Raw genomic sequence first — 23,758 nt, forward strand, 5'->3', positions numbered from 1 at the left:
CCGATTCCACCCTCATCTGTTCGCGCTGATGTGCTGCCCGGCTTGCCACACCGCCCACAGCCGGGCGTATGTGCCGCCGGCGGTGAGGAGTTCGTCATGGGTGCCGGTCTCGATGACGCGGCCGGCGTCCATGACCACGATCCGGTCGCACGTAGCCGCTTGGGAGAGCCGGTGAGCGATCACGATGCCGGTCCGGCCGGCGAGGACCGCTTCCGAGGCGCGGTCGAGCCGCTCGGCGTGGGCGGAACCGGCCTCGGCGGTGGCTTCGTCGAGGATCGCCAGCTCGGGGTCGGCAAGGAACAGGCGGGCGAGGGCGAGCTGTTGCGCCTGTGCATCGGTGAGCGGATGTCCGCCGGTGCCGACCACCGTGTCGAGGGCATCCGCCGACAGGTCCAGCAGATCGGCCGCACCGGTGGTTTCGAGCGCGGCGCGGATGTCGCGGTCGGTGGCGTCGGGGGCGGCGAGCGTGAGGTTCTCTCGCAGCGCCCCGGCGAACACGTGTACTTCCTGGGTGATCACCGCGGTGCGGCGGGGACGGGTCACGGTCCCGTCGTCAGGTCGGCGAACGCCCGCGATCACTGCGGCGAGCGTGGTCTTCCCCGCCCCGGACGGGCCGACGATCGCGAGGTGCTGACCATCCGGGATATCGAGGTCGATGCCATCGAGTACGGGTGGACCGTCGGCGTAGCGGAACGCGACCTCGCGGAGCCGAACGGCGGTGGCTGTGTCTGCCGGGTCCATCGGGTCCACCTCGTGTGTCGGGTCCACCTCGTCCATCGGGTCTGTCGGAGTCGTCGTCGCGTCGGCCGCGTCCACCGTCGGGATCGTGACGACTCCGATCACGCGGCTCAGCGAGGCGAGGGCCGACTGAAGGGTGTCGACGACGAACAGCAGCTGGTTGACCGGCCCCAGCAGGCGCAGCACGAGCAGCATGGCGGTGGTGGCACCGCCGACGGTTGAGGATCCGTGGTCGACGAGGACGAATCCGACGACGAGCACGGCGGCCAGGCTCAGGCATTCGCCGAGGTTGAGCCGGGCGTTGAGCATGCTCAGCACGGTGCGTGCCCGCAGCGACTGCACCGCGACGCCCCAGGAATCCGTCAGCACGGTGCGATGACGTCGCTCGGCGAGCCCGAAGCCGAGCACGGTGGCGTAGCCGCGCTGGGACTCGAGGATCTGCTGGGCACGCGCACTCATCGCCGCACGCTCGGCTCGGTACACCCGGGGCCCGGTGCGCAGGTACCACCGCATGGCGAGTGCGTATACCGGCAGCACGACGGCGAACGCGGCCGCGTAGGGCCATTCCAGCGCCGCGAGCCCGCCCAGCGACACGACGATGGTGAACGCGCTGACGGTGAGCGCGGGGATCACCGCGGGGGCGGCATCGGCCACGGCGGTGACGTCGTCGCTGGACCGGGATATCAGGTCCCCGGTACCGGCGCGCTCTACGAGGTGCTGCGGGAGCAGCATGGCGCGGCTGACGAGCCGCTCGCGCAGCGCGGCGAGGACGGCGTGGTAGACGCGGGTGGCGTGCACGATCGCCACCGCGGTGCCGGCGGCGCCGAGGACGCCGGAGAGCGCCATGACGGCCGTGACCGTCAGCACGGTGCCGAGATCCGCGGTGCCCGCCCGCACCCGGTCGACGAGGTACCCGATCGCCACCGGCGGAATCAGGTCGACAGCGGTGCTGACGATCCCGACCACGCCGACGGCGGCGAGCCGGAGCCGGTGTCCGCGGCTGAGCCGCCGGACCTCCGCGGCCGTCGCCCGGCCGCCCGCGACGGGCAGCGCCTGTCCGGTCGTAGCGGATGCCACGCTCATCCCACCGTCCTTCCGTGCAGGGGTGCGTCCCCGGCGTCCACGAACAGGTCGACGACGCGGTCGCACCGCCCGAGCAGTGCCGGGGACGAGGCGATCAGCAGCGTGGAGCGGCCCGCGCGGACGCCGCGCAGACGCACCGCGATCGCGTGCTCGGTGACCGGGTCCACCGCCGTGGTCGGGTCGTGCAGCACGAGCACCGGCGCATCGCTCGCCAGTGCGCGGGCGAGCGCGATCCGCTGGCGCTGGCCGCCGGAGAGGCGGTTGCCGTCCTCGCCGACCGGGAGATCGAGATCGGCGGCGAAGTCGTCGCAGGCCGCAGCTCGCACCGCGACATCGATCAGCTCTGGCGCGCCGGCGCCGGCGCCGGCGGTGAGGTTGTCGCGGATCGTTCCGCTGAACAGTGTGGCCCGGTGCGGGGCGACCGTGACCCGGGAGCGGTACTCCTGCGCGCTCAGCTCCCGTGCCGGGAGTCCGTCGAGGCGCGCCTCCACCTCGCCGCCGGTGCGCGGGTCCAGCAGCGCCCGGGCGATGCGGGCGGCGGTCCGGTCGTCGGCGCGCACTCCCACGAACTCTCCGGGGTCCACCCGGATCGTCGCAGCCTGCGCGGACACCTCCAGTACGGGCAGCGGCGCGACCTCTGCCCGTAGCGCGTCGTCCTGTCCGGGGCTCCCGCTGCCGGTGCCGTGCAGCACGTCGACGACGCGCGCGGACGCGGCGCGGGCTCCGGCGAGGTTGGGGACGGAGGCGCTCGCGATCGACTGGATCTGCGGCAGCAGTGCCTGGGTGAGGCCGACGGCGGCGATCAGCTCGCCGATGCTCAGCCGCCCGTCCACGGCGAACCAGCCCGCCAGCCCCATCACCGCGGCGACGAACGCGCTGCTGACCGCACCCGAGCCCGCGAGGAACCTCCCCAGCAGTCCCGCGTTGCGCTGGGCCCCGACGAGGGTCTCCTGGCTCGCCTGCCGGTACCTCCTTGTCGCCTCGGCCTCGGCGTGTATGCCCTTGACCACCCGGTAGCCGGCGACCAGATCCGTGGCCCGTCCGACGGTGGAGGCCAAGAGCTCCTGGTACGCGCGGGTGTCCCGGGAGAGCCGCTCGCTGAGCACGCCCATCAGCCACACCGCGGCAGGCGCTCCCAGCAGCACCACGAGCCCGAGCAGCCAGTGCGTCGCCAGCAGCGATACGGCGATGAACCCGATGGCCGCGATCCTCGACACCGGCAGGATCAGCAGGATCACCGCGTTGGCCAGGCGGGCGACGTCGCTGGTCATCACCGAGACGACGCTGCCGTCCGGCGCCCGCGCCGCACCGCCGGCCGGATGCAGCACGGCGGTCGAGAGGGTGCTCCGGAGCCGGTGCTGCAGCAGCTGTACCGCATACGAGGTCAGCCGATTCGCCAACTTCGCCGCCACCGTCAACACGGCGTACAGGGCCATCAGCACGCCGAGCCACAGCACCAGCTGCCCCGCGTTCCCGGTCGCCAGCGCCCGGTCGATGGCGACACCCATCACCACAGGTACCGCCGACTCGCCCACCTGCCACACGACCGCGAGCAGCATCGCCGGAACGGTGACCCGCTTCACCGAGAAGATCACACGCAGCAGGAACCGACCCGGAGTCATACCCGCTCCGGCTTCGAACGGCGGAGCCTCGTCCGGTTCGGGGGGCGACTGCAGCAGCGTGGGCAGCCGGCGGGTCAGAGGTCCTCGCCCCAGTCCCGCGGTGTCGGCGCCCGAGAAACGCGAGGAGTCGCTCACGCGTGGCTCCGGTCGCTGTTCCCGAGCGGGAAGCACCAGAGCAGGGCATCGGCGAAGAGTCCCCGCCACCACGCGTAGTCGTGTCCGCCGGCGAACTCCCGGTAGCGGGTGTCGTAGCCCTTCGCGGTGAGCACGTGGTCCAGCCAGCGGCTGTGGGTGTTCGAGCCCTCCAGCTCTCCGACGTCGTGGAAGATGCGGACCGGTGCCGCTTCCGCGGCGAGGTGGTCGGCGATCAGCGTCGGTACGGGGGCGCGCCGCAGCAGCTCGCCCGCCCCGGTGCCCCACGTGAGGTCAGGGTGGTATCCGCACGACGGGGACTGGAGGATGGCGTTGCCGAACGCCGTCGGGTGGTGGAGCGCTGTCCAGCCGGCACACAAGCCGCCGAAGCTCTCACCGGCCAGCGCCACATCGGCGGGGTCGCGCGAGAGCGGATACCGGTGGTGGAGCCACGGCAGCAGTTCTTCGACCAGCATCCGGGAGAAGGCCGGATCGCAGAGCAGCTCTTTGTCGCGCTGCGATCCGGGCTGTTCGACGAGGATCACGGCACAGGGCCGGATCAGTCCCGCCTCGACAAGGGCGTCACGAACGCTCGGCGCGCTGTGACCCGGTGTCCCGTCCAGGTGGATCACGAAGGGCAGTGCGCTCCCGTCCGGGAGGTCGCCAGGGGGCATCGAGATCCAGACGCGGCGTTCGTTTCCCAGCGACTCACTCGCCAGCACGGCGGAATCCATGGCCGGGGCCGGCCGCGCTTCGGCCTGGTCGAGCCAGGGCAACGGCGCCGCGTCGGGCAGCACCGCCACCGAGGCCCCGGAGAACCGCTCCACCGAGCACTCCGAGAACCTCGGCGGCGGGTTGAACGGGTCCGGGACCTGTTCGCCCTCACGCGCCGGCCCACCTCGTGTGAACACGTACGAGAAGCGCAGGTCGGAACGCATCCGCAGGGTGAGCACGCGAAACGGCGTCCCCGCCACCGAGGTGAACTCCGTGCCGATCGGGTTGAAGCCGATTCTGGGGCCGATCACCACCGAGAGGGTGACCGTCGTGTCGTCCCCGGGCTCGTCGACGAACGTCACCTCCACCTCGTCCGCGCAGACCCGCTCGACAAGCGGTGTACCCGACTGCTCGAGATGTCGTCTGAACCTCTCCGGGCTCCACTCACCGGTCGACAGCTTTTCGACAGACGGATCAGACATGTATCGCGCTTTCCGCATCGGTGTGGTCAGCGGACCTGTGCCGGGTTCGTTCGCGGCCGAGCGGCACCACCTGGGGGCTGCCGGACACCGGATCACGCATCACCAGGCAGCGCAGACCGAACACCTCCTCGACCAGCTCGGCCGTGACGACCTCGTCCGGAGTTCCCTCGACGACCACGGCACCGTCCTTCATGGCGATCAGGTGGGTGCCGTAGCGGGCAGCGTGGTTGAGGTCGTGCAGTACGGCGACCAGGGTGTGGCCGGCGTGGTGCAGGTCGGTGAACAGCTCGAGCAGCTCGATCTGGTGGGTGATGTCGAGGAAGGTGGTCGGCTCGTCGAGCAGCATGATGTCGGTGTGCTGCGCCAGCGCCATCGCCACCCACACGCGCTGGCGCTGCCCGCCCGACAGCTCGTCCACCAGGCGCCCGGACAGGTCGGTGACCGAGGTCTGGCGCATCGCCCTGAGCACGGCCCGCTCGTCGTCCTCGGTCCACTGCCGGATGAACCCCTGGTGGGGGTACCGTCCCCGGGCCACCAGGTCGGCGACGGTGATCCCGTCCGGGGCGATCGAGCTCTGCGGCAGCAGTCCGACCCGCCGCGCCACCTCTTTGGTCCGGTAGGAGCCGATGTCGGCACCGTCGAGGACGATCTGCCCGGCCGACGGCTTCAGCAGTCGGGACAGGCCGCGCAGCAGGGTGGACTTGCCGCACGCGTTCGGGCCGACGACGACCGTGAACGACTCGTCGGGGATCGCCACCGAGAGGTGCTCGGAGATGATCCGCTTGTCGTAGCCGATCGTCGCCGACTCCACACTCAGGCGCGCGGTGTCGGGCGGGATTGCGCTCACAGGCGTCTCCTTGCTTCGGTGAACAGCAGGTATCCGAGGTAGCCGCCGCCGAGCACGACGGTGATGATGCCGACCGGCAGCGGGGTGGGGGCGGCGTGCTGGGCGAGGTAGTCCGACGCCAGGCACAGCAGCGCCCCGACGAAGGCGGCGGGAGCGAGGGTGATCCCCGCGGTGCGGGCGAGTCGGCGTCCGATCTGCGGGGCGACCAGGGAGATGAACGCGATCGGCCCCGACGCTGCCGTGACCGTCGCCGTCAGCGCCACTGCCACCAGGATCAGGCCCAGGCGTGCGGGCGAGACCCGTACCCCTTGCGAGGCGGCCACGTCGTCACCCAGCTGCATCTGCCGCAGCGGCCGGCTCAACATCCCGGCCAGCAGCAGGAGTACGGCGATGCAGGCGCCGCCGATGACGACCCGGTCCCAGGAGACGCCGTTGAGCGACCCGGCACCCCACGCGGCCGCGGACATCGCCTGGTCCAGGTCGGCCTTGAGGATGAGCCAGGTGTTGAGCGACTCGAGCATCGCCGCGACGCCGATGCCGACGACGATCAGCCGGAACCCCTGCACTCCTCGTCGGTGGGCGAGCACGTACACGCCCACGGCGGTGGCCGTACCGCCCAGCAACGCACCGCCGACCAGCTGCGCGTAGGTGCCGTTGACGACCAGGATCACGACCAGCGCCCCGGTGTAGGAGCCCTGGGAGAACCCGATGAGGCCGGGGTCGGCGAGAGGGTTGCGCAACAGTGACTGGAAGACGGCCCCGCTCACTCCCAGAGCAGCGCCGAACACCAGCGCCGCGGACACCCGGGGCAGCCGCCACTCGACCACGATGTCGCGGACCATGCCGGTCTCCCGGCCGGTCAGTGCGGAGAGCACCTGCCCGGGACTCAGCGCGTACGAACCGGTCATCAGCGCGAGCACCGCCGTACCGGCGACCGCGACCGCGAGCACCGTGCAGACGACGACCGGGCGCCATTGGAGCCGCACCGCGATCCGCCCGCGCCGCAGCACCAGCACCCGCCGCCCGAAGTCCACCTGCGGAATGGGCGTGTTCACAGTCCGCTCGCCTTCTTCCGCCGCGCCAGCGCGACAAGGACGGGAGCGCCGACGAAGGCGGTGACGATCCCCACGGGGAGCTCACCGGGTCTCATCACGACGCGTCCGAGGATGTCGGAGGCCAGCAGCAGGCTCGGGGCGAGGAGGACGCTGTACCCGAAGATCCAGCGTTGGTCCGGGCCGACGATCCAGCGGGCCACGTGCGGCACCATGAGTCCGACGAATCCGATGGGTCCGGTGATCGCGGTGGCACCACCGGCGAGGAGGGTGAGCGCGATCACCGCGAGCACACGGGTGCGTGCCAACCGGACCCCTTGGGTGACCGCCAGCTCGTCACCCAGAGCCAGAGCGTTGAGCGGGCCCGACACGGCGAAGGCCAGGACGAGTGCCACCGCGAAGAACGGCAGGACCGGCCATACGACCTCGAGCGGGCGACCCGCGATCGACCCGGCGTTCCAGTACCGCATCGCGTCGAAGGCGTCCGGGTCGGTCAGCTGGAGCGCCTCCCTGGCGCCGCCGAGCACGGCGCCGACGCAGACCCCGGCGAGCACCAGGACCACCGGTGAGGAGCCCTTCCGGGTCGACCCGAGAGCGAGCACCAGGAGCGTGACGATCAACGCCCCCGCGAACGCGAACCACATGTAGCCCTGCGATGTGCGGACGCCGAGCAGGCCCACGGCGACCGTCACCGCGAAGGACGCACCGGCATGGACGCCGAGGACACCCGGATCGGCCAGGGGATTGCGGATGAGCGCCTGGATCAGCGCGCCCGACAGACCGAGTGCGACGCCGACCACCAGACCCACGATCGTGCGCGGCAGCCGGAAGTCGCGGATCGCGAACTGATCAGGGTTGGAAGGCGGGTTGGACAGTGCGTCCCAGATCACCGAGACCGGTATCGCTTGGGAGCCGACCATCACGCTGAGCACCATCAGCACGATCAACGCGGCGAGGGCTGCGACCAGCCCGATGACGCGGCGGCGTCGATGCGAGACCGGGGACCTTGCTCTGTTTTCCTTCATGGTCGGGGGTGTTCTACTGCGGAGGGAGCGTCGCCAGAGCACGGTCGAGCGAGTCCAGGTACCGCAGGACGGGCCCGTAGGAGTTGTTGCCGGGGCAGAAGAGTCCGAGCGCGCGACCGGAGCTCACGGCGGGCAGCGCCTTCCACGTGTTGGTCTTGGTCACCGGCACGAAGGGCTCGGTCGGCCGGCCCTCGGCGTCGACGGGGTAGGTGATCACGCCGTACTCGGACAGCTCACCGATCTGCTCGAACGGCAGGGACTCGTAGGCCAGGGGTTCCTTGCCCTCGGCCGCCTCGGGCAGGTCGAGGCCGATGTCGTCCCGGGCGATCTCGGAGCAGCCGATGTCCGCGATGTAGAACGTTCCGGGATCGCTCCAGTCTCCCCGGGAGACATCGACGAACGAGGTGTCGGCGATGGTCTTGCGGTAGGTCTCCTTGATCTTGCCGACCTTCTCCTTGAACTCCGCCTTCTGCCGGCCGAGTTCGTCCGTGACGTTGCCGGCCTTGCCGATCTCGTCGGCGAAAGCCTTCCACTCGGTGTCGAGCCCCCAGTACACGGTCGGGGCGATCGACTCGAGTCGCTTGCCGACCTTGCCCCAGTCGTTCGAGTGGAACTGGACCAGGATGAGGTCCGGCTTGAGGGCGGCGAGCTTCTCGAGGTCCACCTCGCCCCCGTCGCTGCCGACCACCTCGGCTGCCTCGTACGCGGTCTTCTGTTCCTGCGGCAGCACGTCGAGTTCGGAGTCCGACACCTCGGTGACGCCCACCGGCTTGCCACCCAGATCGATGAAGGGGAGGTTCGTGTTGCCGATCGTGACGATCCGCCGGGGGTCGGCGGGAATCTTGACGGTGCCGTTCTCGGCCTTGACGCTGTGGGTCTCGGCGGCGGCCTTGTCGCCGGTGTCGTCACCGTCACCGCCGCAGGCGGTGAGGACGAGCGACGTACTCAACAGGGCGGCGGCGAGGGCCGTGCCGCGTCTCGTTACAGGCGTGCTGCTCATGGTGGTTTTTCTTTCTCTTCTTGCCCGGGTGGAGGCGTGAGCTCGGGTGGCGGGGATCAGTCAGCGGTGGCGCGGACGAGTTCGTGGACGGTGACGCCCAGGCCGACGGTGCGCGCCGACCTGCGCGTGAGGCCGGCCCGGGCGATGACGGCGTCCAGCTCCGCTGCGGTACGGAGGCCGGAGCCGTGGCAGACCAGGCCGATCAGGTCTTCCTCGCCGTCGTGCTCGTCGAGGTCGTCGGTGTCGAAGACCTCCTCGATCAGCAGCACTCGTCCACCGAGGGTGAGGTTCTCGGCTGCCCGGCGCAGTGCGTGAGCGGCGTCGGCGTCGGGCAGGGTCTTGAAGGCGCGGCTGATGAGCACGGCGTCGGCTGCCGGGCCGGCCTCGAAGACGGACTGCTCCAGCACGCCGACCCGCGTGCGTTGCCGCTCGTCGGGAATCGTGGCGGGCAGGTCGCGGCGCAGCCAGTCGGCCTGGGCGGGCAGGGCGCAGATCGTCACGCGAAGGCTCTCGTGGGCCGCGACGTACTCACGGGCGTGAGCGCCGGCACCACCGGAGTGGATCACCAGGTGCCGGACTCCGGCGAGCAGGTCGGACGTGGCGATCGGTCCGGCCAGTGCGGGCTGGAACTTCGCCAGGCGCTCCAGGTGGCGGTCCTCGTAGTCCTGCTCGGCCCGCACCTCGGCGAAGGTCCGGCCGGTGACCGAGACGTAGGCGGGCCGACCGGTGCGGACCGACTCCGTGAGTCCGTGGATCCCGAGCATCTCGCGGCCGACCACCCCGGCGGAGTGGAGCCGATCGGCGATGAACTCGAGAGTGAGGACATCGCCGACGGGCGTCAGGGCGTAGTGACATGGTTCCGTCTCGGTCACCACGTCCAGGGTGTGCAGGTAACGCAGCAGCTTGCCCAGAGCGCGCTCGTCGGCGCCGGCCTTGGCGGCAAGCTCGGTCACGCCGGTCACGCCGCGGGAGATCAGGTCGGGAACGCCCAGCTCGACGGCGGCGCGGATCGCGATCGGCGCGACGAGCCCGGTCAGGTCGTGGAGCTTCTGGAACGGGGTGACCGTCCTCTCCGGGTCGGGTACCGCCCCGTCGGTCTCCAGGGCGACGACCGCGGAGCGACGCCAGTAGCCGGCGAAGTCGATGTCCTCCTTGGGCACGCCACGGTCCTCGACCAGGTGCCGGCGGATGTCCCGGACGGCCGTGTGCTCGCCGGCCAGCCACACGAACGTCTGGCCCGGCCACCACTGCGTACCGCGCACGGCCTCGGTGAGCAGCGACACGGTCCCGGCCGCCCTGCCGGAGCGGACCAGCCACGTCACGTCCACCCCGGGCAGCTCGCGCAGCTCCTGGCGGTGGGCGTCCTCGGCGATCTCGATGAACACCTGCGCCCGGGCGTCGGACGGGAGTTCGTCGAGCAGGCGGCCGATCGCGGGGAGTGCGGTGTCGTCGCCTGCCACGAGCCACCAGTCGGCGCCGACCGGGAGCTCCTTCGACGTGCGCGGGCCGCTGACGTGGATCCGGTCACCCGGCCGGGTGCGACAGGCCCACGCCGTTCCCACGCCCACCCCGTGCTTGACGAAGTCCACGTCCAGCTCGCCCGCCTCCGGGTCCCACCGGCGGACCGTGTAGGCCCTCGACAGCGGTCGAGGATCCTTGGGCACGATCAACTGGGCCTCGCCCTGGACCGGGAGCACCGGATCGCGCTGACCCGGGTGCGGGAAGTAGAACGCGAGGTCGTCGTCGAAGCCCTTGGACTCGAAGGCCGGCCGCACGAAGCCGTCCGCGGTGGTGAACGCACGCAACTGTTCGCCGCTCAGCGTGACCCGCCGCATTCCCGGGGTGTGGTCGACGGTCCGGACCACCTCGACCTCACGCAGGGTCGGCGGGTACACGGTGAGCCGGCGCGAGGTTCTGGGCATGCGGGGAACCGAGCTTTCTCATCGCTTCGAGGGAAGGAGCCGCGCGCCGGCATCGGGAGGGCGCGTATCGGTAAGGTTAGGGGAACCTTACCTTGGATGGTGTGCGCAGACTGCCGTACGGTTAGGACATGGTTTCGCCCTCATCGCTCGTCACGGGTTCCGGCTGCCCTCCGCCGATTCCGGGCGCGCGGTGGAGTCCGGCGGACGCGCCCGTGCGACCGCTGCTGCTGTGGGTGCGCACCGGTACGGCGCACGTGCGTCTCGGCAGCGGGCCGGTGCTCCGCCTCAGGGCCGGCGAAGGCGCCTGGATTCCCGCGGACGGGCGGGCGGAGCGGGCGATCACCACCGAGCCGGGCACTGTCGCCTTCCCGCTGTGTCCCCATGCCGGCGTCGGGGCTCGGGGGTTGTCGGAACTGACGCGGTTCGATGTTCCCAGCGGCTGGCAGGACTGGTTGATCCAGCTCTTCAACCTGCAGGTCACTCCGTTCAGCGGCCGCGGGTACTCCCCCGAGGCGATCGCGGAGCTCCTTCGGCGTCCCGGCTCGCGTTCGCCGGCGCCCGCCGTGGCCGGGCGAGATCCGAGCCCGGAGGGGTTCGCCTCGCCGGCGATGCCGCGGGCCCGCGGCGCCAGAGCGGTCGCCGACGAACTGATGCGCGACCCCGCGCTCGACCTCACGGTCGAGCAATGGGCATCGCGCGTGCTCTCCAGCGCGCGCACGCTTCGCCGTGACTTCCTCGCCGACACCGGGCTCACGTTCGAGCGGTGGCGGCTGCACTGCCGACTCGGCGCCGCCGTGGAGTTCCTCGCCGCCGGCTACGACGTGGACCAGGTGGCTGGTCTGGTGGGCTTCGCCAGCCGCAACGGCCTCACGCGGGCCTTCAAGGGACGATTCGGGCTGACCCCCCACGAGTTCGGACGGGCGCTTTTCGCCCGACCTGGCGCCGGTGGACTGACCCAACGGGCGGCGGCGGCACGGCAGACCGACGACCTGATCCGGATGACGCGCGAGGTGAACACTCCCACCGCGCCTGAGATGCTGCCCGCGGCCAGCACACCGTCACACACCAACGACATCCACGTCCTCAGCTGGATGTATCGAGGCAGCGGGTACCTGGACATCGGCGGCCGGCGCTACGAGCGGGAGCGAGGCGTGGCGACCTGGATCCCGGCAGAGATGGAACATGTCACCGGCCTCCGCGAGAACTCCGTCTCCCTGCCGCTGGGCAACGCGAGTACCGCCGACCTCCATCTGACCGAGCCGCTGCAGGTGCGGTTCTCGCCCGCGTGGGACGACTACTTGATGTTCTGCTCGATCAGCGCCCGGTCCGGGCTGCGTCCCGACGACCACAACCCCCGCCACATCCTCGACCTGTTCGCGGAACAGGTCGCCGCGCAGCGAGCGCTGTCGGTGCCGATGCCCACCGATCCGCGGGCGCGGGCTGTCGCGATGGAGTGCTTGCGTCGTATCGGCGAGCCCGGCGGAACGCATGACGTGGATGTCCGTGCCGAGATCCACCGCGCCTTCCGCGACGAGACAGGTATGACACTCGGCCGCTGGCGCTATGCCGCCCGCATGCGCATCGCCCGCGACCTGCTCGCCGGGGGCGCCTCGCCCAGCGCCGTCGCACGCCGGATCGGGTACGCCCACCTCCCCACGTTCAGCGCCGCCTTCTCCCGCTTCCACGGACTCTCGCCACGCGAATACCAGGAACGCGAGGCTGCCAAGAGCCACTGAGAGGACGTTCGCACCGTCTGCGCCCAGGCGTTCGGAGCTGCGTGGGATGCCGTGGGCGTCAGGCGTGCAGGCCGTACGGCGAGCGAACCCGCCGCTCAGCCGGATCCGGCGATCCGGCGATCCGGCCAGAGAGGTCGCCTCGACCGCGGAAATCACACCCCTACGAGCCGGACCCGATCGCCGTAGAGCTTGACCATGTCGTCAATATCGGAGGTCAACATGACCACAGGGCGGCGCTGTCGCAGCGCGGCCTCTGCGACCGCCGCACGTGCCAAGACCTGACGGCGACCACCATCGCTCTGTTGCGGGCCAAGCCCACCCAGTTCGCACCTGCGGCCGTGCGCACCGCTCTGCGCGAGTGGGCGTTCAACACGAACAGGCGCCCCGACGCACTGTACGCGCTGGGGTTGGCACTGACGTCGCCGAGCCCGGGCAACGGGTCCGGGTCGTCCGGTCGTCGGCGCGAGAGCGGCCCGACGTGTCACCGTTCCGGGCGGACATGAAAGCCGTGGACAGGCAAGGGGATTGGGAGAGCCGGACCGAGGCCAAGGTGCCCGCTCCGGCGGACATCGCGGCGCGGCTCGGCATCGCCGAGGGTGACCTGTGCGTCCGGACGACGTACGAGTTCCTGGCCGACGGCAGGCCGGTGCAGCTGTCGACGAGTTGGGAGCCGTACGACCTCACCGCCGGCACGCTCGTCGTCCTCCCCGAGGGAGGGCCGCATGCCGGGGCGGGCGTCGTGAATCGGATGGCCGCGATCGGCGTCAGCGTCAGCCACGCCGTGGAGCAGCCGGAGCCGAGGCAGGCGACCGCCGAGGAGGCGTCACTTCTCGGCATCCAGAAGGCCGCGCTCGTGACGCACATCCGGCGGACGTACTACAGCAACGACGGGCGGCCCGTGGAAACGGCGGACATCGTGGTGCCCGCCGCTCACTGCGAGATCGTCTACGAGATCCCGATCAACCGTCACTAGGCCATCTCGTGTGGATTACCTGATCGCTGGGCTGGTTGTGCCTTTGACTGATGCTCAGTGGGCGCGGATCGAGCCGTTATTGCCGGGCCGGATGCCGAAGCGGGGTGGCCGGTGGCGTGACCAGGGTGATCGATGCGATCGCCTGGAAGTTTCAGACTGGATCGCAGTGGGTGCATCTGAAACACAACGGCTTAGCCGCGCAGCGACCTGCGCAGCAGGAGGCCGCCGATCCCCACCAGGGTAGGGAAACCGCTCTTCGGCATGGCCGCGGTGCCCGTCACGCCGACGGCGGTCAGAACGACGCCCGCGGCGCGCTGGGCCGGGATGTCCTTGTGCTCCTCCGCCGACCGGAGCAGTCGGCCGCCCATCCACAGGGTCGGCGCAGCGGCCATGAACCAGAAGGCGGCGGCGCGATCGCCCCGGTCGGGCACGGAGTTGAGAAGGTTTCCGCGAACCATGTCGGCGAACACATCGCGGTAGATCACGGCGCCGATGGCAGCGTGACCGACGCCGACAACCTGGAGCCAGTGTCCTGCTGAATGTCGCTTCATGGCCTCATCGTATGGGCCGGCCTAGGGCGTCCCCCAGGGGCCTGGCCCGCAGGCTCGTGTCAGCAGGAGGCAAGTGATCCCGTTGAAGGGAGCAGTGGAACAGAACATTGCCCGCTGATCGAAACGAAGGCCCCTAGCCCTGCCCCTGCCACCTGTCGAAGTCGAATGCGTGTCGAAGGTCGATCGGCGAGACACCCAGCGGCGGAAGAGACGCAGGTCAGCGGCAGACTGACACCCGACACACCAGGCGCCTTCTAAGCGCTTGGCCGCAGGTTCGAGTCCTGCCGGGGGCGCAAGTCTCCGCCCTCCCTTGGGAGAGGGCTTTTTGCTGGTTGAGGTGGGTGCTGGCTGGCGCGACGTGGCCCTGGGCGCCCTCTTGGTGATCAAGGGTGGGATCTGGGTTTGTCCGGCTGTCGCCTCAGGAAGCGCCTTGTCCAGCGTTCCGGCAATCCGATGGATCGGTGCCCAGACCGACGGATCGTCGACAACTCGACTGAGGTCCGTCATCTGCAGCTTCTCCAGCCAGTGCGACAGCACCAGTCCTCGTCACTCGTCAGCTTGATCGTGACCTGGCCATCGCCCACGAACGCCCCCCTACGGCTCGGTCCCCGCCCCGGGCACATGAACCTACTGATCCTCGACCTTGACCAAACACCTATGGGCACCCCCCTCAACCGCGCCATGTACGGCGCGCCCTCGTGAGGACCTCTTAAGAGGTCTGCGGCCGGCGCTTCAGTGCTCGAAGACCGCCGTCGCCACCGGCACTGCAAGCAGCAGGCTGAGTCCGACCAGGGGGAGGCGGTCCAGCCACAGGATGGCGGCGAATTCGCGCAGTGTCGCGGCCAGCCAGTAGGCGGGGGAGGTCGGCGCGCCCACGACGTGCACGGGCACGCCGACGCGGCGGGCCAGCAGGGTCGTGCGGTAGACGTGGAAGCCGCTGGTGACCACCGTGGCACGGTGGCCGGGCGTGGTGCCGTCCACGAGCGCCGCGCTGAAGCGGAGGTTCTGCCCGGTGTTGACGGAGCGGTCTTCCCGCACGATCCGGTCGTCGGGCACTCCGCGTCCGCGCAGATAGTCGGCCATCGCGTCCGCCTCGGAGCGGACCTCGTCGTCGCCCTGGCCGCCCGAGACGATGAACACCAAACGAGGCGTGTCCGGTGCGCGGGCGGCGTCGAGCGCGAGGGCACGCTCCAGCCTGCGGGTCAGCAGCGGGCCGGGCCGGTCGCCGTTGAGCCCGGCGCCCAGGACGACGACATGGGTGGTTTCCGGCAGGGGGCTGCTACGGCCCCGGACGAACACGTAGCCGGCGAACACGAGGAAGAGCAGAGTGAGGTATCCCGCGGCCGCGTTCACCGCGACCACGAGGGCACCGAACGCCTCGCCGCCGACCGCGTGGAAGACCGCGTCGAGGCCGAGCACCGCCAGCACCGCGCAGCCGGCGGCCCCGGTCGCCAGCAGGGCTGCCTGCGGTCCGTAGCGCCGGACCAGGAGCACGCCGTCGGCCAGCAGTAGCAGGCCCAGCGCGAGCGCCAGGAGCAGGGCGGCGACGGCGAGGACGGTGGCGATGGTCGGGTGGGCTTCCGCACTGCGATCAGCCAAGCCGAGTCCGGCAGAGGTCACCGCGAGGCAGAACAGGACGGCGGTGGAGAACCGGTGCGGTGCCAGCAGGGCGTTGACGACGCCGCCCGCGGCGAACACGACCGCAGCGAGGTACTCCGGGTACTCCGGCATGTGCCGCACCGCTCCGCTCTCCCGCCCGCCTCTCGCCGCCCGCGGGTTCCCGGACCCGGCACGGACGGCTGCCGGCCATCCTCCCAGACCTGCTGTGGTGCGCCGAACGCGGGTGGGCGGTGGAGCGTTCGGCGAGACCGGCATGTCGCGGCCGCGCAGGACGCACAGATGGACGGTGTGCCCTACAGCCCGGTGCAGATCCACCAGGTACGGAAGCGCGACGCGACGGACGGCTCCTTCGAGCGACACTGCACCGATGGCCATCATCTGTAACGCGATCCGGTAGCCGGTGCCTTCATGTCGACCGCCCCACCCTCGGACGGCGGCACGTTCCCAGCTTGACGGAGCAGCACGGCGCCGTACGAGTCAGCGCGCCACGCGCCCCACTCACGCTTCCCGCAGCGACTGTCCTCACCCGATAACACCGGTCAAGAACCGCTGGTCCCCAACTTGTCCCAACTGGTCCCCGAACAATGGGTGAGGGGCGGTTTCGGATTGCTCCGAAACCGCCCCTCAGCTGCGACTCCATAGAGTCGGGACGACAGGATTTGAACCTGCGACCCCTTGACCCCCAGTCAAGTGCGCTACCAAGCTGCGCCACGTCCCGATGCGTCTCGCGCGGGTGAACCGCGTGATCGCGCAGGTCAACCCTACCGCACCCGGGGAGGGGCCTCGGCCTCGCGGCCCTCGGGGTGGCTCCGGCCGGTGTGGGCCCCGGTCCGGCCGGCGAGGCCCACGGTCGAGACGGCCACGGCGAGGACGGCCCACCAGGGGATCTCCGCCTTGGTCGCGTGGCCGGCGCAGGCCGCGACGGCCAGGAGTGCCGGGACGGCACCCCCGATCAGTCCGGCACGCCGGACGGTTCGGTGCCGCGTCTCGTCCACGTCGTGGTCCCCATTCGCCTGCTCGATCGCGCGCCCTGAGAAGCTCCACTCCCGGGCATATGCCGCAAACAATACGCGAAGTCGACGGCAACTCCCTACCAGGGCATACAGGTTGAGACGGACACCAGATGATGTGCCGCTTATCACCCGATCTTCGGAGGTGCCCCGTGGCCGGGCCCCCTGGTCAGTGCGCGCCGATCAGCGCCCGGCCCGCTCCGTCCCCGGCCGGTCGGCGCGCACCCCGCCACGCGGCCAGGCCGATGAAGACCATGGAGGACAGGCCCGCCAGCGCGAAGGCGGTGAAGCCCCAGTCGCCCTTGTTCGCGGCGAGCAACTGTCCGCCGAGCCACGGTCCGAAGACGGCGCCGAAGCGGCCCATGCCGGAGGTCCAGCCGACGGCGGTGGCGCGACTCTGCGGCGCCGAGCGGATGGAGACGGTCGCGTAGATCATGGTCTGGGCGCTGTTGAGGAAGACGCCGGTGAGGAAGACGACCGTGAAGGTCAGCGCGAGCGGCATGCGGACGCTGAGCAGGAAGACGCCGACGGCGGTCAGCGCGAACCAGATCGCCGAGATGCGCGGGGCGCCGAACCGGTCGGCGGCCCGTCCCGCGATCAGCATGCCGACGATGCCGCCGAGGTTGAACAGGACGACGAAGGTGAGGGCGGAGCCGAGTTCGTAGCCCTCGCCGCGCATCAGGGTGGGCAGCCAGGTGGCGACGCCGTAGACGAGGAGCAGACCGCCGAAGGACGCGATCCAGTAGAGCAGGGTCTGGATCCACTCGCCGCCGCGGAAGAGGTGGGCCAGGGAGGCCCAGCGGGAGGGGGCGGGGGCGCCGTCGTCCGGCTTCGCCGGGGGGAGTTCGACGGCGTAGCGGCGCGCCAGTGCGTGCGCCTCCTCGGTGCGGCCCTTGGCGAGCAGGAAGCCGAGCGATTCGGGCAGGAACTTCGCGAGCACCGGCACGAAGAGCAGCGGGGCGACGCAGACCCAGAAGGCGGCGCGCCAGCCGAGCGGCTCGACGACCCACAGGGCCACATATGCGGAGAGGATGCCGCCGGTGTGGTGGGCCGTCATCAGCAGGCCGATGGTGAGGGCGCCGCGGCCGCGCGGGGCGTAGTCGGAGACCATGCTGATCGCGGTGGGCAGCAGGCCGCCGAGGCCGATGCCGGCCAGGGTGCGGCCGAGGCCGAACACCGCGATGCCGTTCGCTATCGCGCACAGGCCCGAGGCCAGCGAGAAGAGGGCGACGCAGCCGACCATCAGCTTCTTGCGGCCGATCCGGTCGGCGACCGTGCCCGCGGTGAGGGCGCCGATCAGCATGCCGAAGGTGGCGTAGCTGCCGAGGTCTCCGGCCTGGTCCGGGGTGATGCCGAGGGCCCGCTCCGCCAGCATGTGGGGCAGCACCGAGCCGTAGATGAACATGTCGAGGCCGTCGAAGAGGACGGCCAGCCAGCACAGGGCCACGACCAGGAGGGCGAGTCTGCCTACGCGAGCGGTCGAGGAGGGTGAGGAGGGCATCGTTGGTCTACCTCTCGTGTGGAGTGTGTTCCCTCAGGCGGTCGGCGGTGTCCCGTGCGTGTGGAAGGACTCGATGGTCTTGAGCCCCCAGGCCTGGCCCTTGGCGCGCTCCGCCTCGGTCCAGGTGATCAGCGGCCAGTCGGGGGCCAGGACCAGGCGGGTGAGCGGGTTGCACAGTTCGACGCGGTTGCCGCCGGGCTCGTAGACGTAGAGGAAGAACGTCTGCTGGATGGCGTGCTTGTGCGGGCCCGTCTCGATGAACACGCCGGTGTCGATGGCGAGATCGGCGGCGCGCAGGATGTCCTCGCGGGTGTCGGTGGCGAAGGCGATGTGGTGCAGGCGCCCCTTCGAGCCGGTCCAGTCCTCGGTGTAGACGACGTCGTAGGACTTGTCGGTGAAGGTGAGCCAGCGGGCCGCGATCCGGCCGGAGTCGAGGCGGATCTGTTCGGTCGGCCGGGCGCCGAGGACGCGTTGCTGGAACTCGGCGTTCGCGAGCACGTCGGCGGCGAGGAAGTTGACGTGGTCGAGCCGTCGTACGCCGACTCCGTGGCCGGGCTTGGCCTGGGGCTGGTTCTTCAGCGCGGGCTTCAGCTCGTCGGGGGCCCGGTAGTGCTCGCTCTCCCAGTACAGGGCGTGTTCGTGGCCGTCCGGGTCGGTGGTGACGTAGAGCTTGCCGAGGCCGGGTTCGTCCTCGGTCCAGTGGCCGGTGCCGCCGGCCTCCTCGATCGCCCGGACGCGGCGGTGCAGCGCCTCCTCGCCGGCGGTGCGCAGGGCGAGCCGGCCGAGGCCCGGCCGGTCGCGGGCGGTGAGGACGAGGCTGTGGTGCTCGTAGTCGTCGTAGGTCCGCAGGAAGACCGTGCCGCCGTCCTGGCCGCTGACGGTGAGGCCCAGGTAGTCGGTGCAGAAGGCGACGCTGGCGTCCAGGTCGGGGGTGAAGAGCTGGGTGTGGCCGATGTGGGCGATGTCGCCCAGGGGTGGGGTCGTCATCGGGAGTCCTTGAGGGGGTGAGCGGGGGCGGGGAACACCGTGCCGTCGAAGATCTTGCGGGCGGTGCGCACCACGGCCGTACGGCGGGCCACGGGCCTGCCCGCGGTGTCGGTGCCGATCGCGCACTCGATGTCCAGGAAGCCGGTGGGGTGTTCGAGGCGCACCCGGTCGGTTCCGGCGGGCAGGTGGGCGAGGTCGGCGCCGACGCCGCCCTCGACGCGCAGTCCGGCGGCGACACCGGCCGCGCCGAGCACGCCGATCGAGGGGTGGCAGCGTACGGGGATGAAGGTGCGGGTGGTGACCGCGCCGCCGTCGCGGGGCGGGGCCAGCAGGGTCAGTTTGGGCACGGTCGCATCCGTCACGTCGCCGAGCCCCATGAGCCGGCCCGTCTTCAGCCGGATCGCGTGCAGCCGGTCGGTGAGGGCGGTGTTCTCCTCCAGGTCGGAGGGGGTCTCGTAGCCGGTGACGTCGAGGGCGGTGGCTGCCATCAGCACGGTCGGCATGCCGTTGTCCACGCAGGTGACGCGGACGCCGTCGATGTCTTCCCGGGTGTTGCCGGTGGGGAGCAACACGCCGTCGCCGGGCGGGAATTCGAGGGTCACGGGGGCGGCGGTGCCGGGGACTCCGGCGATCTCGGTGTCCCCCGTGTAGTCCATCCGGCCGCCCGGGGTGGCGAAGGACGCCGTCGCGAGGGCGCCCGAGTTGACCATGCGGATCCGGACGACGGTCCGCTCCTCCCCCGCCGGGACCAGCCCGCGTTCCACGGCGAACGGGCCGACACCGGCCAGGATGTTGCCGCAGTTCTGGCGATCACTCACCTCAGGCCGGTCGACGGCCACTTGGAGGAACAGGTAGTCGATGTCGGCGCGCGGGTCGGTGGAGGGCGACACCACGGCGACCTTGCTGGTGAGGGGGTGCCCACCGCCCAGGCCGTCGATCTGGCGTGCGTCGGGGCCGCCCATGAGGCGGAGCAGGAGCGCGTCGCGCGCGTCCGGGGCAGCGGGCAGGTCCTCGGCGAGGAAGTAGGCGCCCTTGGAGGTGCCGCCGCGCATCACCATGCAGCGCACGGTCACGGCCGCTCCCCGGACCGCAGATGGTCCTCGTAGGACGTGTACGTCACGCCGAGCCGCACGAGTTGCTCGCGCAACCCGTAGCGGTCCAGGCCCAGTTGGCCGTCGAGGAAGGCGGCGCGGGTGGCGGCCTCCTTACGCTCGCGGGCCTCGGAGGCCTTGGCCGTGTGCCGGGCCCGCTCGCGGGGGACGACCACGACACCGTCGTCGTCGGCGAGGATCACATCGCCGGGGCGGATCACCTGGCCGCCGATCACGACCGGTACGTTGACCGATCCGCCGGTGGCCTTGACGGTGCCCTGGGCGGACACGGCGGCGGCCCAGGCGGGGAAGCCCAGGGCGCGCAGTTCGGCGGTGTCGCGGACGCCGGCGTTGATGACCAGGCCGCGCACGCCCCGCCGCCCGAGCGCGGTGGCGAACAGTTCGCCGAACATGCCGTCGGTGGAGGGCGAGGTGGTGGTCACCACCAGGACGTCGCCCGGGCCGCACTGCTCCACGGCGGCATGGATCATGAGGTTGTCGCCGGGCCAGCTGAGCACCGTGACGGCGGTGCCCGCGATCCGGGTGTCCCGCTGGACGGGGCGCAGGCCCGGGCCGAGCAGTCCGGTACGGCCCATGGCCTCGTGGACGGTGGCGACGCCGTACCCGGCGAGGGCCTCGACGTCCTCGGGGTGTGCCTTCGGCGGGCCGGTGACGATGACGCCGCTCATGCCAGCTCCTTCGCGATCTGCGGGAAGGGGCGCATATAGGCCTCGGCCAGGGTCTTGTGCGGCAGGCCCAGGTTGGGGCCCGCGTTGCGCTTGAGCTGGACGCCGCGGCGGACGGCGAGGTCGGTGTAGTAGTCCCACAGGTGCCGCTGGGCGGCGAGGCACTCCATGGCCTCGCGCTTGGTCTCCCAGACCTCGGTGATGTCGAGCAGCACCTCGGGCCGGAAGCCGCTCATCTCGGGCTGGTGCGGTTCGAAGCAGAAGACCGGCGGGGCGCCGATGATGTCGCCTTCGCCCGGGTAGCCGATGGCCTGGGCGAGGATCCTGGCCTCCAGGGCCATGCGGTGGGCGGCCGGGTGGTCGCCGTTGTACGGGTCGTCCGCCGGGTGGGTGAGCACGACATCGGGCTGGATGTCCCGGTAGAGCGCGACGAGCCGGTCGGTCAGCTCGGGGGTGACGAGGAGCGGGTAGTCGCCTGCGTCGAAGAAGCGGACCTCGGCACCGAGGACGGCGGCGGCCCGCTCGGCCTCCTCGCGGCGCAGCGCCTTGATCTCCTCCAGCTTCCTCCCCTCGCGCCACGCCTTGGCGGACTCGCCGCGCTCGCCGAAGGTCAGGCACGCGATGGTGACCTGCTCGCCCCGGGAGGCGGCCAGGGCGATGGCGCCGCCCGCCCGCCACACGAAGTCGCCCGCGTGCGCGGTGACGACGAGGGTGGACCGTGGTGGGGAGGTGGCGGGCGCGTTGCCGTGGGTCATGCTGGTGTCTCCTCGTTGGACAGGTGCGCGCCCGCCTCACGCGTGGGTCAGTCGCGCAACGCCTCGATCACACTGCCGAGGTGGGCGCGGACGGCCGCCTCGGCCGCCTGCGGGTCCCTGGCCCTGATCGTCTCGATCATGGCCAGGTGCTCGTTCAGGGATTGCTGGGGGCGTCCCGGCCGTAGCGCCAACTGGAAGCGGTGGCGCACCAGTTGGGCATTGAGTCGCTCCAGCAGTTCCACGGCCGTCCGCTGGCCGGAGAACTCCCGGACGCGGGCATGCAGTTCGTGGTTGAGCTCCGAGTAGGTGACCGGCTCTCCGTCGGCCACCGCCTTGGTCATCGCCGTGCCGAGGGCGGTCAGTTCGGCCAGTTGCTCATCGCTCGCCGCCACGGCCGCCTTCGCCGCGCACAGCCCTTCCAGGGCCATGCGGCACTCGGTGATGGCGACCGCTTCCTCCACGGTCACGACCCGCACCCGCGAGCCGCGGTTGCGGATCCGCTCGACCAGTCCCTGGGCCTCCAGATCGATCAGTGCCGCGCGGATGCTGGCCCTCGTCACACCGAACTGCTCGGCGAGTTCGTTCTCCACCAGCCGCTGGGCCGGTGCCATCTCGCCGTGCAGGATCGCCTGCCGCAGCTGCGCGAGCGCGTGCTGCTTGGCCTGCTCTCCGGTGCTCGGACGGGCTTGAGTCGGCATGCGTTGCCCTCCCTGAGTGAGTGCCTGTCGAACGTAAATCTAGCCCGACATAATTGTCAACAATTTCGTCGGCATCTCGTCGCGCATCTATGCGTGGGGGTCCGGCGCCGCTCCCCCGCCCGGCGCCGCTAGGGTCGGCCGCATGACGCACAGCTTCGTACTCCACATCCCCGACGCCGAGCTCGAACCCGAGCCGCTGGCTCCCGAGCAGATCGTCTCCGGGACGCCCGAGGTGACCGGGAAGGTGGTCTGGGAGTCGGAGGACGGCCGTCAGGTGCGGGGGATCTGGCAGATCACGCCCGGCGTGGTCACCGACACCGAGGCCGACGAACTGTTCGTGGTGGTCAGCGGCTCGGCGACGATCGAGTTCGAGGGCGGTCCGACGCTCACGGTCGGCCCCGGCGACATGGCCGTCCTGCGCGAGGGCGACCGTACGACGTGGACGGTGCACAAGACGCTGCGCAAGGCGTACGCGATCAACCTCTGACCGGGAGGTACCGGTTCAGCTCGCGTGCGGAGGCGCCGTCGACCCCCGGACCTCCAGCGTCGGCGTCGCCAGGTGCAGGCGCCCCTCTCCCCCGGGCCGTTCGAAGCGGTCGAGGAGGAAGCGGGCGGCGCGGCGGCCGACCTCGTGGCCGGCGTTGTCGACGGTGGTGAGCCACAGATGGCGCAGCCGGGAGATGCTCGTGTTGTCGTAGCCGACGAGGGACACGTCGCGCGGGACGCGCAGGCCCAGTTCCTCCGCCGCCGAGAGGGCGCCGACGCAGGTGATGTCGTTGACGGCGAAGACGGCCGTGGGCCGCTCGGCGCGGTTGAGGAGGCGGACGGCGGCGCGGTAGCCGCCCTCCTCGGTCATGTCGCCGGTCTCGACGAGGGCCCCGTCCGCCAGGCCGTGCTCCCGCATCGTCGCCTCGAAGCTGCGGCGGCGCAGTTCGCCGACGGCTCCGTAACCGGCCAGGTGTGCGATGCGGCGGTGGCCGAGGCCGATGAGGTGCTCGGTGACCAGCCGGGCGCCCTTCTCGTCGTCGCCCGCGACCTGGTCCACCCCGGGCGGCACCGGCTCGCGGGCGCCCGCCAGGACGACCGGCATGCGCGCGGCGACCGCGCCGAGGGCCGCCGGGTCGGGCAGGGTGCCGACCACGACCAGCCCGTCGACGCGCAGGTCCAGCAGCGGGTCGGCCGGGTCCTGGCCGGTGCGGCGGTTCAGGCGCGCGTCGGCCAGCAGCATGTGCAGGCCGTGGGCGTGCAGCAGGGAGTTCAGGCCGTCGAGGAGGTCGACGAACCAGGGATTGCGCAGGTCGTTGAGGAGGACACCGACCGTGCGGGTGCGCTGTTCGCTGAGACTGCGGGCGGCGGCGTTGGGCCGGTAGCCGAGTTCCCGGGCGACCCGGAGCACGGCGTCCCGCTTCTCGGGGCGCACCTGGTCGGAGCCGCGCAGCACCAGGGAGACCAGCGACTTGGAGACGCCGGCCCGTTCGGCCACGTCGCGGATCGTCGGCGGTCTCATGGATGGACCGTTCCATGAGGGTCCGG

At 71.1% G+C, this 23,758-nt stretch carries 21 protein-coding genes, 2 tRNA genes and 1 pseudogene; 4 read left to right on the plus strand and 20 right to left on the minus strand.

Features of this window, described 5'->3' with window-relative positions:
- Positions 1–12: 12 nt before the first annotated feature.
- From KJK29_RS03715 to KJK29_RS03750, 8 genes are read right to left on the minus strand one after another with little or no spacing between them, the layout of a single operon-like run.
- Positions 13–1,821, minus strand: a complete 1,809-nt coding sequence (locus KJK29_RS03715; protein ID WP_215117159.1) for an ABC transporter ATP-binding protein — start codon at positions 1,819–1,821, stop codon at positions 13–15.
- Positions 1,818–3,578, minus strand: coding sequence for an ABC transporter transmembrane domain-containing protein (locus tag KJK29_RS03720; protein WP_251057695.1), 1,761 nt, complete (start codon positions 3,576–3,578; stop codon positions 1,818–1,820). The genes KJK29_RS03715 and KJK29_RS03720 overlap by 4 nt, the downstream gene beginning before the upstream one ends.
- Positions 3,575–4,771, minus strand: coding sequence for an alpha/beta hydrolase (locus KJK29_RS03725; protein ID WP_215117160.1), 1,197 nt, complete (start codon positions 4,769–4,771; stop codon positions 3,575–3,577). Before KJK29_RS03725 ends, KJK29_RS03720 begins: the two co-directional genes overlap by 4 nt.
- Complete coding sequence (locus KJK29_RS03730; RefSeq protein WP_251057696.1) at positions 4,764–5,618, minus strand: ABC transporter ATP-binding protein; 855 nt, start codon at positions 5,616–5,618, stop codon at positions 4,764–4,766. The genes KJK29_RS03725 and KJK29_RS03730 overlap by 8 nt, the downstream gene beginning before the upstream one ends.
- Entirely contained in the window at positions 5,615–6,652 is a 1,038-nt protein-coding gene (locus KJK29_RS03735) for a FecCD family ABC transporter permease (protein WP_215124135.1), read from the minus strand. Before KJK29_RS03735 ends, KJK29_RS03730 begins: the two co-directional genes overlap by 4 nt.
- 17 nt (positions 6,653–6,669) lie before the next feature.
- Positions 6,670–7,695, minus strand: a complete 1,026-nt coding sequence (locus tag KJK29_RS03740; RefSeq protein ID WP_215117161.1) for a FecCD family ABC transporter permease — start codon at positions 7,693–7,695, stop codon at positions 6,670–6,672.
- A gap of 13 nt (positions 7,696–7,708) precedes the next feature.
- Positions 7,709–8,695 carry an ABC transporter substrate-binding protein gene (locus KJK29_RS03745; RefSeq protein ID WP_215117163.1) on the minus strand — a complete coding sequence of 329 codons (987 nt, stop codon included), beginning with the start codon at positions 8,693–8,695 and terminating at the stop codon, positions 7,709–7,711.
- Positions 8,696–8,751: 56 nt separating this feature from the next.
- Positions 8,752–10,617, minus strand: coding sequence for a siderophore-interacting protein (locus KJK29_RS03750; RefSeq protein ID WP_215117164.1), 1,866 nt, complete (start codon positions 10,615–10,617; stop codon positions 8,752–8,754).
- Between the two features lie 128 nt (positions 10,618–10,745).
- Here KJK29_RS03750 and KJK29_RS03755 point away from each other — a divergent pair, with 128 nt between their 5' ends.
- A complete protein-coding gene (locus tag KJK29_RS03755; protein ID WP_251057697.1) occupies positions 10,746–12,353 on the plus strand; it encodes a helix-turn-helix domain-containing protein in 1,608 nt (535 codons plus the stop codon).
- Between the two features lie 152 nt (positions 12,354–12,505).
- On the opposite strand, the pseudogene KJK29_RS38725 reads toward KJK29_RS03755, so the two are convergent.
- Positions 12,506–12,619, minus strand: a pseudogene (locus KJK29_RS38725) (DNA-binding protein); the annotation flags it as partial.
- Between KJK29_RS38725 and KJK29_RS03760 the strand changes: the two are divergent.
- Positions 12,607–13,326 (plus strand): UTRA domain-containing protein, encoded by a 720-nt coding sequence (locus KJK29_RS03760; protein ID WP_370869192.1) that lies wholly within the window; start codon positions 12,607–12,609, stop codon positions 13,324–13,326. The pseudogene KJK29_RS38725 and the gene KJK29_RS03760 sit on opposite strands and share 13 nt — an antisense overlap.
- 191 nt (positions 13,327–13,517) lie before the next feature.
- Here KJK29_RS03760 and KJK29_RS03765 read toward each other — a convergent pair whose 3' ends face one another.
- On the minus strand, positions 13,518–13,877 hold the full coding sequence (locus tag KJK29_RS03765; RefSeq protein WP_215117165.1) for a DUF6463 family protein: 360 nt from the start codon (positions 13,875–13,877) through the stop codon (positions 13,518–13,520).
- Positions 13,878–14,091: 214 nt separating this feature from the next.
- Between KJK29_RS03765 and KJK29_RS03770 the strand changes: the two genes are divergently transcribed.
- Positions 14,092–14,167 (plus strand) — tRNA-Arg (locus KJK29_RS03770).
- Between the two features lie 442 nt (positions 14,168–14,609).
- Here KJK29_RS03770 and KJK29_RS03775 read toward each other — a convergent pair.
- The 9 genes from KJK29_RS03775 to KJK29_RS03815 form a co-directional block, all read right to left on the minus strand.
- Complete coding sequence (locus KJK29_RS03775; RefSeq protein ID WP_215117166.1) at positions 14,610–15,608, minus strand: YdcF family protein; 999 nt, start codon at positions 15,606–15,608, stop codon at positions 14,610–14,612.
- Positions 15,609–16,141: 533 nt separating this feature from the next.
- Positions 16,142–16,215 (minus strand) — tRNA-Pro (locus tag KJK29_RS03780).
- Positions 16,216–16,258: 43 nt separating this feature from the next.
- Positions 16,259–16,492, minus strand: coding sequence for a hypothetical protein (locus tag KJK29_RS03785; protein ID WP_215117167.1), 234 nt, complete (start codon positions 16,490–16,492; stop codon positions 16,259–16,261).
- Positions 16,493–16,676: 184 nt separating this feature from the next.
- A complete protein-coding gene (locus KJK29_RS03790) occupies positions 16,677–18,008 on the minus strand; it encodes an MFS transporter (protein ID WP_215117168.1) in 1,332 nt (443 codons plus the stop codon).
- Positions 18,009–18,041: 33 nt separating this feature from the next.
- Complete coding sequence (locus KJK29_RS03795; protein ID WP_215117169.1) at positions 18,042–18,995, minus strand: VOC family protein; 954 nt, start codon at positions 18,993–18,995, stop codon at positions 18,042–18,044.
- Positions 18,992–20,053: a 4-oxalomesaconate tautomerase gene (locus KJK29_RS03800; RefSeq protein WP_215124137.1), complete on the minus strand. Its 1,062-nt coding sequence runs from the start codon at positions 20,051–20,053 to the stop codon at positions 18,992–18,994. Before KJK29_RS03800 ends, KJK29_RS03795 begins: the two co-directional genes overlap by 4 nt.
- 11 nt (positions 20,054–20,064) lie before the next feature.
- On the minus strand, positions 20,065–20,775 hold the full coding sequence (locus KJK29_RS03805; protein ID WP_215117170.1) for a 4-carboxy-4-hydroxy-2-oxoadipate aldolase/oxaloacetate decarboxylase: 711 nt from the start codon (positions 20,773–20,775) through the stop codon (positions 20,065–20,067).
- On the minus strand, positions 20,772–21,527 hold the full coding sequence (locus KJK29_RS03810; RefSeq protein ID WP_215117171.1) for a PIG-L deacetylase family protein: 756 nt from the start codon (positions 21,525–21,527) through the stop codon (positions 20,772–20,774). Before KJK29_RS03810 ends, KJK29_RS03805 begins: the two co-directional genes overlap by 4 nt.
- A 47-nt stretch (positions 21,528–21,574) precedes the next feature.
- Complete coding sequence (locus tag KJK29_RS03815; RefSeq protein ID WP_215117172.1) at positions 21,575–22,225, minus strand: GntR family transcriptional regulator; 651 nt, start codon at positions 22,223–22,225, stop codon at positions 21,575–21,577.
- A 142-nt stretch (positions 22,226–22,367) separates the two neighbouring features.
- Here KJK29_RS03815 and KJK29_RS03820 point away from each other — a divergent pair, with 142 nt between their 5' ends.
- On the plus strand, positions 22,368–22,712 hold the full coding sequence (locus KJK29_RS03820) for a cupin domain-containing protein (RefSeq protein ID WP_215117173.1): 345 nt from the start codon (positions 22,368–22,370) through the stop codon (positions 22,710–22,712).
- Positions 22,713–22,727: 15 nt separating this feature from the next.
- Here KJK29_RS03820 and KJK29_RS03825 read toward each other — a convergent pair whose 3' ends face one another.
- Positions 22,728–23,732: a LacI family DNA-binding transcriptional regulator gene (locus tag KJK29_RS03825; protein WP_215117174.1), complete on the minus strand. Its 1,005-nt coding sequence runs from the start codon at positions 23,730–23,732 to the stop codon at positions 22,728–22,730.
- Between the last annotated feature and the right edge of the window lie 26 nt (positions 23,733–23,758).

Source organism: Streptomyces koelreuteriae (genome assembly GCF_018604545.1).
Taxonomy (GTDB): domain Bacteria; phylum Actinomycetota; class Actinomycetes; order Streptomycetales; family Streptomycetaceae; genus Streptomyces; species Streptomyces koelreuteriae.

Bases quoted from the DNA above. Each gene is read 5' to 3' on its own strand.
- KJK29_RS03765 (WP_215117165.1), bottom strand. From the start codon at position 13,877: ATGAAGCGACATTCAGCAGGACACTGGCTCCAGGTTGTCGGCGTCGGT.
- KJK29_RS03775 (WP_215117166.1), bottom strand. From the start codon at position 15,608: ATGCCGGAGTACCCGGAGTACCTCGCTGCGGTCGTGTTCGCCGCGGGC.
- KJK29_RS03805 (WP_215117170.1), bottom strand. From the start codon at position 20,775: ATGAGCGGCGTCATCGTCACCGGCCCGCCGAAGGCACACCCCGAGGAC.
- KJK29_RS03790 (WP_215117168.1), bottom strand. From the start codon at position 18,008: ATGCCCTCCTCACCCTCCTCGACCGCTCGCGTAGGCAGACTCGCCCTC.
- KJK29_RS03820 (WP_215117173.1), top strand. From the start codon at position 22,368: ATGACGCACAGCTTCGTACTCCACATCCCCGACGCCGAGCTCGAACCC.
- KJK29_RS03755 (WP_251057697.1), top strand. From the start codon at position 10,746: ATGGTTTCGCCCTCATCGCTCGTCACGGGTTCCGGCTGCCCTCCGCCG.
- KJK29_RS03800 (WP_215124137.1), bottom strand. From the start codon at position 20,053: ATGGTGATGCGCGGCGGCACCTCCAAGGGCGCCTACTTCCTCGCCGAG.
- KJK29_RS03815 (WP_215117172.1), bottom strand. From the start codon at position 22,225: ATGCCGACTCAAGCCCGTCCGAGCACCGGAGAGCAGGCCAAGCAGCAC.
- KJK29_RS03795 (WP_215117169.1), bottom strand. From the start codon at position 18,995: ATGACGACCCCACCCCTGGGCGACATCGCCCACATCGGCCACACCCAG.
- KJK29_RS03825 (WP_215117174.1), bottom strand. From the start codon at position 23,732: ATGAGACCGCCGACGATCCGCGACGTGGCCGAACGGGCCGGCGTCTCC.
- KJK29_RS03750 (WP_215117164.1), bottom strand. From the start codon at position 10,617: ATGCCCAGAACCTCGCGCCGGCTCACCGTGTACCCGCCGACCCTGCGT.
- KJK29_RS03745 (WP_215117163.1), bottom strand. From the start codon at position 8,695: ATGAGCAGCACGCCTGTAACGAGACGCGGCACGGCCCTCGCCGCCGCC.
- KJK29_RS03740 (WP_215117161.1), bottom strand. From the start codon at position 7,695: ATGAAGGAAAACAGAGCAAGGTCCCCGGTCTCGCATCGACGCCGCCGC.
- KJK29_RS03715 (WP_215117159.1), bottom strand. From the start codon at position 1,821: ATGAGCGTGGCATCCGCTACGACCGGACAGGCGCTGCCCGTCGCGGGC.
- KJK29_RS03725 (WP_215117160.1), bottom strand. From the start codon at position 4,771: ATGTCTGATCCGTCTGTCGAAAAGCTGTCGACCGGTGAGTGGAGCCCG.
- KJK29_RS03810 (WP_215117171.1), bottom strand. From the start codon at position 21,527: ATGACCCACGGCAACGCGCCCGCCACCTCCCCACCACGGTCCACCCTC.